10 protein-coding genes and 1 pseudogene are annotated in these 9,683 nt (G+C 73.3%); 4 read left to right on the top strand and 7 right to left on the bottom strand.

Annotation, left to right across the window (positions count from 1 at the left end; translation table 11 throughout):
- Positions 1-644 (top strand): alpha/beta fold hydrolase (locus SACPADRAFT_RS28850; protein WP_007025205.1); only part of this gene is annotated, 644 nt, incomplete at its 5' end.
- Between the two features lie 16 nt (positions 645-660).
- On the opposite strand, the gene SACPADRAFT_RS0219655 is transcribed toward SACPADRAFT_RS28850, so the two are convergent.
- Genes SACPADRAFT_RS0219655 through nth form a run of 4 tightly spaced genes read right to left on the bottom strand, consistent with a single transcriptional unit; the run spans position 661 to position 4,114 of the window.
- Entirely contained in the window at positions 661-1,845 is a 1,185-nt protein-coding gene (locus tag SACPADRAFT_RS0219655) for a MarP family serine protease (protein ID WP_007025206.1), read from the bottom strand.
- Positions 1,846-1,860: 15 nt separating this feature from the next.
- Positions 1,861-2,679 carry an NUDIX hydrolase gene (locus SACPADRAFT_RS0219650; RefSeq protein ID WP_007025207.1) on the bottom strand — a complete coding sequence of 273 codons (819 nt, stop codon included), beginning with the start codon at positions 2,677-2,679 and terminating at the stop codon, positions 1,861-1,863.
- A complete protein-coding gene (locus SACPADRAFT_RS0219645) occupies positions 2,676-3,347 on the bottom strand; it encodes a TlpA family protein disulfide reductase (RefSeq protein ID WP_007025208.1) in 672 nt (223 codons plus the stop codon). Before SACPADRAFT_RS0219645 ends, SACPADRAFT_RS0219650 begins: the two co-directional genes overlap by 4 nt.
- Positions 3,344-4,114 carry an endonuclease III gene (gene nth, locus SACPADRAFT_RS0219640; RefSeq protein WP_407690031.1) on the bottom strand — a complete coding sequence of 257 codons (771 nt, stop codon included), beginning with the start codon at positions 4,112-4,114 and terminating at the stop codon, positions 3,344-3,346. Before nth ends, SACPADRAFT_RS0219645 begins: the two co-directional genes overlap by 4 nt.
- Positions 4,115-4,232: 118 nt before the next feature.
- Between nth and SACPADRAFT_RS0219635 the strand changes: the two genes are divergently transcribed.
- The 3 genes from SACPADRAFT_RS0219635 (at position 4,233) to SACPADRAFT_RS0219625 (ending at position 7,437) form a co-directional block, all read left to right on the top strand.
- Positions 4,233-4,484, top strand: coding sequence for a hypothetical protein (locus SACPADRAFT_RS0219635; protein ID WP_007025210.1), 252 nt, complete (start codon positions 4,233-4,235; stop codon positions 4,482-4,484).
- A gap of 243 nt (positions 4,485-4,727) precedes the next feature.
- Positions 4,728-5,402 carry a Crp/Fnr family transcriptional regulator gene (locus SACPADRAFT_RS0219630; protein WP_007025211.1) on the top strand — a complete coding sequence of 225 codons (675 nt, stop codon included), beginning with the start codon at positions 4,728-4,730 and terminating at the stop codon, positions 5,400-5,402.
- 748 nt (positions 5,403-6,150) lie between these two features.
- Positions 6,151-7,437 carry an MFS transporter gene (locus SACPADRAFT_RS0219625; RefSeq protein WP_007025212.1) on the top strand — a complete coding sequence of 429 codons (1,287 nt, stop codon included), beginning with the start codon at positions 6,151-6,153 and terminating at the stop codon, positions 7,435-7,437.
- Here the strand turns inward: SACPADRAFT_RS0219625 and SACPADRAFT_RS0219620 are convergent.
- The 3 genes and pseudogenes from SACPADRAFT_RS0219620 to SACPADRAFT_RS34165 form a co-directional block, all read right to left on the bottom strand.
- Positions 7,434-8,225: an MBL fold metallo-hydrolase gene (locus SACPADRAFT_RS0219620; protein WP_007025213.1), complete on the bottom strand. Its 792-nt coding sequence runs from the start codon at positions 8,223-8,225 to the stop codon at positions 7,434-7,436. The genes SACPADRAFT_RS0219625 and SACPADRAFT_RS0219620 overlap by 4 nt on opposite strands.
- A complete protein-coding gene (locus SACPADRAFT_RS0219615; protein WP_233357233.1) occupies positions 8,222-9,043 on the bottom strand; it encodes an NUDIX hydrolase in 822 nt (273 codons plus the stop codon). Before SACPADRAFT_RS0219615 ends, SACPADRAFT_RS0219620 begins: the two co-directional genes overlap by 4 nt.
- A 164-nt stretch (positions 9,044-9,207) precedes the next feature.
- A pseudogene (locus SACPADRAFT_RS34165) lies at positions 9,208-9,683 on the bottom strand (hypothetical protein); the annotation flags it as partial.

Raw genomic sequence — 9,683 nt, 5'->3', positions numbered from 1 at the left:
GGCACGCCTGGGGCGGTCTGCTCGCGTGGTCGGCGGCGAGCCTGCACCCCCGGGTCGCCGGGTCGGTGGGGGTGGTCGGCGGGGCACACCCGGTGGCCCTGCGCTCCGCCGTCCGGCGTGGACTGCCGCGGATCCTGTCCGCCGCCCCCGGACCGGTCGCGGGCCAGGCCGCGGCGATGCGCCACCTGTTCCGGTTCCAGGTCCCGGTCGCACCCGAACGCAGACTGGTGGCCGAGGACGCCGCCGAACTGGAACGCCTCGTGCGCGCCTGGTCCGGGCCCGCGTGGCCCGCCGACCGCGACTTCCCGGACACCGTCCGGCGACTGCGCCACGCGCTGCGCGTGCCCGGGGTGGCGCACAGCGCGCTGGAGTACTACCGCTGGGCCTTCCGGTCCCAGTTCCGTCCCGACGGCGGCCGGTTCGCGGCGGCCGTGGACACGCCCACCGGACTGTCCGTCCTCCAGATCCACGGCACCGTGGACGGGTGCGTACTGCCCGACACCGCCGAGCGGTCGGCGCCCTGGCACGGGCCCGGTTCCCGGTTCGCACGGCTCACCGGGATCGGTCACTTCCCGCACCTGGAGGCGCCGGAGGCCACCACGGCGGCACTGCTTGGTTTCCTCCGGGACCGGGACCGGGACTGACCCGGCTCAGCGACGCTCAGGACGTACACGCCCCGGTCTCGACCTCCGCGCCGAAGGCACCGGCACGCTCCACCTCGCGACGGACCTCGTCGGCGGTGAGGGCGAAGCCGGTCTCCGGGTTCTCCACCGAGGCGCCGAACACGACACCGACCACCTCGCCCGTCGGGTCGACGAGCGGCCCACCGGAGTTGCCGCTGCGCACCTCGCCCCGGACGGTGTAGACGTCCCGGCGCACGGTCTCGGAGCCGTAGATGTCCGGGCCGCGCAGGTCGATCCGTTCCCGGATGCGGGCCGGGGTGGCCGTGTACGGCCCGTCCAGGGGGTAGCCGAGCGCGATCGCGTCGTCGCCCGCGGACGGGGCCTCGTCGACCAGGGAGAGGGGCTGCGCGGTCAGTCCCGGCACCGCCAGGACGGCCACGTCGGTGTCCGGGTCGTAGTAGACGACCCGGCCGTCCCGCCTGCCGTCCGGGGTCTCGACGGCGACCTCGTCCGTGCCCGCGACGACGTGGGCGTTGGTCATCACCCGCTCGGGCGCGACGACCAACCCGGTGCCCTCCAGCGAACGGGAACACGCGGGCGCGATCCCGCGCACCTTGAGCACGCTCGGCCGCAACGCGCGGACCACGTCACTGCCCTGGAGCTCCGGGTCGGGAGGCTCGATCCGGCGCACCGGGGTGTTCTGGAACGGCGCCACGATCGACGGGAAGTCCGACTCGTCGAGCAGCGTCCGCAGTTCACCGGGGAGGCCCTGGGCCGCCTCCGGCATCACGGTGTTCACCCCGCCCAGCACGGAGGAGTCGTTGACCGCCCGGGACAGTCCCGGCATCGCCGCCACGCTGGTCAGCGGCAGGGCGATCAGCCAGGCCACGACGAAGACGACCAGGCCCTGCACGACCGCGCCCAGCCCGCTGTCCAGGCCCGACCCGGCCGACGACGACACCCGCCGCTTCAGTTTGTGGCCGAGCCAGACCCCGAGCGTCTCGCCGATGGCGACGAGCAGGATCACCACGCCCACTGCCAGTGCGACCCGCAGCCCGGGATTGGTGAACATCTCCACGAGCGGCGGGGCCAGCCGGATCCCGAGCACGGCCCCGCCGAGGACGCCGAGAAAGGCGGGCAGCGCGATGAGGACCCCCTGCCTCGCTCCGGACACGGCCGCGAGCAGAGCCAGGAGAATCACCAGTAGGTCGACCCAGTTCACGTCTCTCCCTCGTCGCTACTCGCCCGAGCGGGCCCACTCCGCCCGCCCGGGCCCGACCCGCGCGTCGTACGCGGCCAGCGCCACGTCGAGGTCCCGCACGTCCGTGGTGTCCCACTCCCGGGCCCATCCGCCGAGCTCCAGCAGCACCGACAGCAGGCCCGCGGTGAACCCCCACACGAACAGGCCACCGACCTCGAACGCCGGTCCGTACCAGCCGCCGCCGGGCTTGCGCACCTGAAACCGGTTGGCGGGATCGGCGAGCTCGGTCACCGGGACCCGTGCCACGGCGGCCGTCTCACGGTAATCGACCGGGTGCACCGGCGACGGACGGTGCCAGTGCGCGAGCACGGGCGTCACGGCGAACCCGGACACGGGAACGTACAACTCCGGCAGCAACGCCACCGGACGGACCCCGGACGGGTCGACCCCCGTCTCCTCGCGCGCCTCCCGCAGGGCGGTGTCGACCGGTCCGGCGTCGACGTCCTCCGCACCGCCACCGGGGAAGGCCACCTGCCCGGCGTGGGCACCGAGGGTGTCGGCCCGACGCAGCAGCAGCACGTCGGGGTCGTGCTCGTCGGCGCGGTGCCCGTCGGCGCGGTTGTCCTCGGCGCCGTGCTCGTCGGCACGGTGCCCGTCGGGGCTCGCGATGCCCCCGATGTTTCCGGTGCCGTGGCCACCGGAGCCGAGGAGTACCAGGACCGCGGCGGGACGGGCGTCGGCGGCGCGCGGCACGGTGAGCCGGGTGAAGGTCGTGGTGTCCACCGAGCCGCTGACCTCGACGAGGCCGCGCAGCCACGCGGGCGCGTCGGCCGGGTGCACCAGCGGTCCGTTCATCGCAGTCGCTCCACCACACCGGAGACCTGTTCGAGGGAGGTGAACAGCCGGGGTTCCGTCACGAACTCCACGTCGCCGTCGGCGCCGACGACGTACGACGCGGGCAGCATCGGCGGGACGTCCAGGGCGTCGCGGACCGGACCCCGCATCCCCTCGCCGTCGTGCACGCTCGGCAACCGCACCCCGAGTTCGTCCAGCAGGTCGAGTCCGTCGACCTGCGAGCTCTGCACCTGCACCAGCAGCACCCTGGCCGCGTCGGGCCGGGCGGCGTACCCCTGCAGCAGGGGCAGCTCCTCCCGGCAGGGTTCACACCAGGTCGCCCACACGTTGATCAGTGTGACCTCTCCCCCCGTCGCGGCGTCCATCGCCACCGGGGCACCGTCACCGAGGCAGGTCACCCGCACCCCGTCCAGCGCGGGCACCTCCGCGGCGCCGCCCGCGCCGGCGGCATCGTCGGGATCGTCCGTGCCGGAGGGCTCCGGCGCACCGCCCGACGGACACCGGGCCAGATCGGCCCGGGCCCGCGCCTCGGCCAGTCCGTCGTCGTCACGGTCCGCTCCCGCCCCCGGCCCTTGCGCCGGGTCGACCCCGAGGCGCGGCAATAACGCCACGAGCAGAGCCAGGGCGAGGATGCCCGCCGCCAGCGCCCACTTCGTCGCCCTGGTCACGACCCCGTCACCAGCCCGAGCAGGTGGTCCCGTTCCGGCCCCCGGACCAGCTTCGCCGCCGCGTCGAACTCCGTCGGACCGGTCCCGTAGGACGGGCAGTCGCGGGCCAGCGGGCAGGCACCGCAGGCGGGTCTGCGCGAGTGACACACCCGCCTGCCGTGAAAGATCACCCGGTGCGACAGCATGGTCCACTCCTTGCGCGGGAAGAGGTCGCCGACCTCGTGTTCGACCTTCACGGGGTCGTCGGCGACGGTCCAGCGCCAGCGCCGCACCAGCCTGCCGAAGTGGGTGTCGACGGTGATGCCCGGCACCGCGAACGCCTCACCGAGCACCACGTTGGCGGTCTTGCGCCCCACCCCGGGCAGCTTCACCAGCGCGTCGAGCGATCCGGGGACGGCACCGTCGTGCCGCTCCAGGAGCGCCGCGCCGAGCTTCATCAGCGACGACGACTTGTTCCGGTAGAAGCCGGTCGGCCGGATCAGCTCCGCCAGCTCCACCCGGTCGGCCCCGGCGTAGTCGGCCGCCGTGGGGTAGCGGGCGAACAGCGCAGGCGTGACCTGGTTGACCCGTTCGTCGGTGGTCTGCGCCGAGAGGATGACCGCGACCAGCAGCTCCAGCGGTGTGCCGAAATCCAGCTCGCAGTGGGCGTTTGGGTAGGCGGTGTCGAGGCAACGCTTCATACGCCGCGCGCGTCTGACCAACGACAACCGGCTCTCTTCAGCGAACGTGCGCCCCCTCCGGGGGCCCTGACCGACCGACGACGACACCCCGCTAGCCTACGTGCGCCGTCCGGGGAGTCGACCACACGTGCGTCGCTGACGTCGGGCCAACACCGGACGTGGCAACGACGACCGAGCCGGGCGTGAGCGAGTGACCGGGAGTGATATGACCGTCTGGTTCGTGATCCTCGTGCCGATCGTGGTGATGGGCTTCGCCCTGTTCATGGAACGTGTCGAGAACCATCTCCGGCACGTCTCGGTGCGCGGTGAGGACGTGGAGGAGTTTCTCGAACAGGCCCGGCCCGACGAGGTCAGGGCACTGTACGGGCACGGCATCGGCCGCGCGCTCGAACTTTTCCGGCTGCGTCGTCTCGCCGGGAAGACGGCCAAGGGCAGGGGTCGGGGAATGCGGCGTTAGGCTTGCCTGTCGGACGGGATCCCTCCGTCGGCCCCTCGGACGTGCGAATTCGACCGAGGGGGACAGTGCGTGTCCGGGTGTACGCGCTGCGTTCGCGAGGGCCAGGATACCCCCTGGTCCGCACTCGCGCGAGCGGCCCGAGCGGGGAGCGATCTCGAGGGCACGCCCTACACTGCATGTAGTGATCGGCGTCATCCTCCTCCACCCGGGGGACGGATGGTCGCTACCCGAAGGAGGCACGAGGTGGACGAGACCCTGGCCCGCGCGGGCATCTTCCAGGGTGTGGAACCGGCGGCGGCCGAGGCGCTCGCGCAGACCTTGGAGACAACGGAGTTTCCCCGGGGCCACGTCATCTTCAACGAGGGCGAGCCCGGGGACAAGCTCTACATCATCAAGTCGGGCAAGGTGAAGATCGGCCGCAAGTCCGCGGACGGCCGCGAGAACCTGTTCCAGATCATGGGACCGTCGGACATGTTCGGCGAGCTGTCGATCTTCGACCCCGGTCCGCGCACGTCGACCGCCACGACGGTGACCGAGGTCAGCTCGGTCACGATGGACCGTCCCGCCCTGCGGCAGTGGATCTCGACTCGGCCGGAGATCGCCGAGCAGCTGCTGCGTGTGGTGGCCCGCAGGCTGCGCCGCACGAACAACATGGTCGCCGAACTGATCTTCACCGACGTCCCCGGCCGGGTGGCCAGGGCGCTGCTGCAGCTCGCGCAGCGGTTCGGCAGTCAGGAGGCGGGCCTGCTGCGGGTCACCCACGACCTGACGCAGGAGGAGATCGCCCAGTACGTCGGCGCGTCGCGGGAGACGGTGAACAAGGCACTGGCCGACTTCGCCCACCGCGGGTGGCTGCGACTGGAAGGCAAGAGTGTGCTGATCCTGGACCCGGAGCGACTGGCCCGCCGGGCCCGCTGACCCGGGCGCACCCGCCGGAACACGCCCCGGGTCAGTGTCGACCCCGGGCGGTCACCGGGTAGGCGCGGACGCTGTCCGTGCTCGACGCACGTCCCCGACGCGACGTGCGAGATTCTCCGACACGCGACTGCACACGGGTCGTGGGTGCCTCCGCACACGCCCCGGACTCGTCGTACAGCGACGTCCCGCCGGGCGGCGACCTCTGGTCGCGGGAAGGCTTGTCGCGGGAAGGCAATCGGACCGGGCATCCCGGACACACGAACAAGGGGCCGGGTGCCACCCCCGACGTGACACTGTCCGGCCCCTTGTCCGTTCGCGCGGACCGTCCCCCGACCGCCCGCGCTCCCCGCCCTCCGGTCTAGGCCCCGACCCGAAACCCGGAGGGAGTCTCACGCGGCGCCACCGTCCGTGGCGGCGCACCGCTTCGTCTGGTTGTCCGTCGCACCGTGGTTGTACGGTGGACGTTCCGGCGTCCCCGGTGTCCGGGGTACCGCTGCCGATCGGACCGGAACCAGGGTCGCACGACCCGTACCGGTCGCCTCAAGAACTTTCACCCCTATAGACGCCCGGGACGCGGCTGGGATGCCCGAAGTTCGGGCACCGTTATCGGTCCGTTATGTGACTACCCGACGGAAGGTGTCCTTACACCTCGATCGGGCGAAATTTGTCCGGTTCAACCCCCCGAGTCCGGCGCACCACCCCCGGGCTGAAGTGGTACTTCCGTACCACCTCCAGCATACTGGTACGCATGTCCCAGACATCGGCCCACGGACGGACGACCCTGTCCGACTACCGGGTGGCCCTGAGCACACCCGAGGCGCGTGGTCCGGTGGCCGCCTCCGCGCTCGCGCGGTTGCCGATCGCGATGATCGGGCTGTCGGCCCTGTTGTACGTGCAGCAACGCACGCACGACTTCGCGGTCGCCGGCCTCGTCTCGGCGGGCACTCTCGTCGGGGTCTCGATCGGGTCGGTGGCCCAGGGACGGCTCATCGACCGGTTCGGCCCGACCCGGCCGCTGCTGGTCGCCTCCGCCCTGTTCTCCGCGCTGCTCGCCCTGCTCATCGGGGCGATCGAAGCGGGGAGCGCGGCGGCCGTCCTGATCGCCGCGGCCTTCGGGATCGGGGTCACCGAACCGATGACCGGCTCCGCCTCCCGCGCACTGTGGGGCAGGCTGCTCCCGGCCGGTCCCGCGCGGGACGCCGCCTACGCCTACGAGGCGATCAGCATGGAGGTCTTCTTCATCCTCGGCCCCGGACTCGCGGGTGTGCTGGTCACCGCGCCGTGGCCGGGGACGGGACTCGTCGTGGGCGGTGGCTTCCTGGTCGCCGGTTCGGTCGCGTTCGCGCTGAGCCGACCGGTGCGGGCCTGGGCACCGGCCACCGGACCCCGCGGTCCGCTGCTGGGCGCGTTGGCCGGGCCCGGCATGCGCACCGTGGCACTGGCCGCGCTCGGGTTCGGGACGGTGATCGGGTTCGTGGAGGTCGCCGTCCCCGCCGCCGCGACCCTGGCCGGGCACGTCGCGGTCGGCGGCGTGCTGTTGTCGGTCTGGTCGGTGAGCTCGGTCGGCTTCGGCGTCCTCTACAGCACCGGGCCGTGGCCCGCGACGATGCGGCTACGGCTGCCCGTGCTGCTCGCGCTGTTCGCGGGGAGCGCGGCCCTGCTCGCCGTGCCGTCCTCACTGTGGGGACTGGCGGCGGCGATGCTCGTGGCGGGGGCACTGATCACACCCCAGTCGACGGCGCACTCCATGGCGATCGAGATCGTCGCCCCGGAGGGCACCGCCGCCGAGGCCTTCGGCTGGGTGCTCACGGCCGTCACCCTCGGACTCGCCGTCGGCCAGGGTGCGGGTGGCAGGCTGGTCGAGGCCGACGGCCCCGGCGCGGCGTTCCTGGCCGCGGCGGGATGTGCGTTCGCCGTCGCCGCGGCCGTGTGGGCGCTGCGCGGCACCATCCGGCCGCCCGATGCCACCGCGACGTCCACCACGACATCCACCACGATGTCGGCCGGGGCGGCGTCCCCGGAGCACACCGACTAACGACCCGTCGCGCGGTGCAGGTAGTCGAGCTGCGCGCGCACGCTGGCCTCCGCCGCGCCCCACAACGCCGGGTCGACGTCGGCGTAGACCTCCCGGACCACCTCCCGGGCCGTGGCCCGGGGCCCGAGCCTGCGCAGCGCCTGCCGGACCTGGTCGAGCCGCTGCTCGCGGTGCTCGGAGTACTCCCGCACCGTCGCGGTCAGGTCCGGCAGTTCGGGTCCGTGCCCGGGCAGGCCGAGCGTGCCCGGCGGGAGTGTGCGCAGCGCACGCAGGGATTCGAGGTAGTCCCCGAGGTCGGACAGGATCGTGGTGCCCCGTCCGAGCACCGTGTCGCCGGTGAGGGCGTGGGCGCGGTTCCCGTGGTCGAAGCGCAGGGTCACCGAGTCGGCGGTGTGCCCGGGGGTGTGCAGCACCCGCAGGTCCAGCCCCGCGGCCCGGACGACGTCGTCGTGGGTGAGCGGGTCACCGCCCCGGCACAGGTCCGGGTCGAAGGCCCGGACGGGGGCACCCACCCGGTCGGCCAGCGACGGCGCGGCCTCGGCGTGGTCCGGGTGGTGGTGGGTGAGCACGACCAGTTCCACCGGCACCTGCCCGGCGAGCCGGTCGAGCTCGGTCAGGTGCTCGTCGTGGGCGTGCCCGGGGTCCACCACGACACAGCCCGGGGAACCGGGCGCACGCAGCACCCAGGTGTTGGTCCCCTCCAGCGTCATATGGGACGGGTTGTCCTGCAGCAGCACCGAGGCGGCGGGACTCACCTCGCGCAGCACGCGGTACGCGGGATGTGTCACGGCACCTCCACACGGACGGTGTCCCCCCGCACGGTCAACCGCGGAGTGATCTTGCGGATCTGTCTTCCGGTGGTCAGCGCCTCGGCGACCGTGCCGCACGCACCCAGCTCGGCGAGTGTGCACCAGGTGGGCGGCAGCAGGGCACAGCGGCCCGCCTCCGCGTCGGCGAGCGCCTCGGCGGGTCGCTGCCAGCCGGAGACGTCGGCCTCGGTGGTGGCGCCGTCGGCGTTCTGGCCCTCCGGCAGTGCGGCCACGAAGAACCGGGTGTCGTACCGGCGCGGCTCCTGTTCGGGGGTCACCCAGTTGCCCCACGGCCGCAGGAGATCGGCCCGGACCGCCAGCCCCTCCCCGGCGAGGAAGGCAGCCAGGGACAGCTCCCGCGCCACGAGCGCACGCCGGGCGTCGGTGTAGCGGGCGGTGTCGGTGACCGTGGCGGACGCGGTGCCCGCCAGGAGCACGCCGGACTCCTCGAACGTCTCCCGCACGGCGGCGCACACCAGTGCCCGGGCGAGCGGCTCCGGGCAGTCGAACCAACGCGCCCACTCCCGCACGGACGGGCCCACCCAGTCCACCGAGGCGTCCGCGTCCCGGGGATCCACCCCGCCGCCGGGGAACACCGTCATCCCCCCGGCGAAGGCCATCCCCCGGACCCGGCGCTGGAGGAACACCTCCGGCCCGCCGTCCGCGCCGTCGCGGATCAGTGCCACGGTCGCGGAGTCCCGCGGCTCGGCCGGCACCTCCGGCGCGGGCGGGAACCCGGCACCCGACTGCCCGGCACCTCCGGGAAGCACCGACCGCAACGGCACCTCGAACTCCATCACGCCGGGAACCCTAACGATCCCCCACCCGGCTGACCACCCTCGGCACGTCCGGGGTGCCCGTGAAGGACCCCCTCCCTGCGCCGGGTGCCGTGAAGGCCCCCTTCGCGGCGTCCCACGCAGGGAAGGGGGCCTTCACGGCACCACGGAGGGTGCGCAGGATCTCACTCGGACCAGCGGTGTTGGACGCCGTTGGTGCGGGTTCTGGCCGCTTCGGCGCGTTCGCGCTCGGCCAGTTCGGCGTGGAGTTCCCGGAGCAGCGCACGGTCCCGCTCGGAGAGCTGCGGGTCGTCCAGGTTCAGGTCCGGGACCTCGGACGGGTCGGCGCGGGTGTCCAGGCCGGCGATCTCCCTGCCCTTCTCCGGGTCCTCGGCGATCGCCGCCCGCAGCTGGGCGACGTCCTCCTGGCTCATCTCCGTGGTCTGCGCCATCTTGTTCTCGAACTCGGCCAGGAACTCCGTGGCCGACTCGACCGCCGACTCCAGCTCCTGCCCGGAGTCGTGTTCGGCCGCCTCCGGGGCGGCCCCGTGCTGGGGCCGCGCCTGCGTCCCGGGGCCCGGTACCAGTGGTGTGCCGGCCGCTCCGGACGGCCGCTCCGACACGGACCCGGACAGTGCGTCCGCGTCCGGGACCGCCGTGT

Source organism: Saccharomonospora iraqiensis subsp. paurometabolica YIM 90007 (genome assembly GCF_000231035.2).
Classification (GTDB): domain Bacteria; phylum Actinomycetota; class Actinomycetes; order Mycobacteriales; family Pseudonocardiaceae; genus Saccharomonospora; species Saccharomonospora paurometabolica.
The sequence above is the reverse complement of the archived record's forward strand: the minus strand, read 5'-3'. Positions and strand labels throughout refer to the sequence as shown.

Excerpts from the sequence above, each read along its gene's own strand:
- SACPADRAFT_RS0219650 (WP_007025207.1), bottom strand. The coding sequence starts at position 2,679 with ATGAACGGACCGCTGGTGCACCCGGCCGACGCGCCCGCGTGGCTGCGC.
- SACPADRAFT_RS0219635 (WP_007025210.1), top strand. The coding sequence starts at position 4,233 with ATGACCGTCTGGTTCGTGATCCTCGTGCCGATCGTGGTGATGGGCTTC.
- SACPADRAFT_RS0219625 (WP_007025212.1), top strand. The coding sequence starts at position 6,151 with ATGTCCCAGACATCGGCCCACGGACGGACGACCCTGTCCGACTACCGG.
- SACPADRAFT_RS0219615 (WP_233357233.1), bottom strand. The coding sequence starts at position 9,043 with ATGGAGTTCGAGGTGCCGTTGCGGTCGGTGCTTCCCGGAGGTGCCGGG.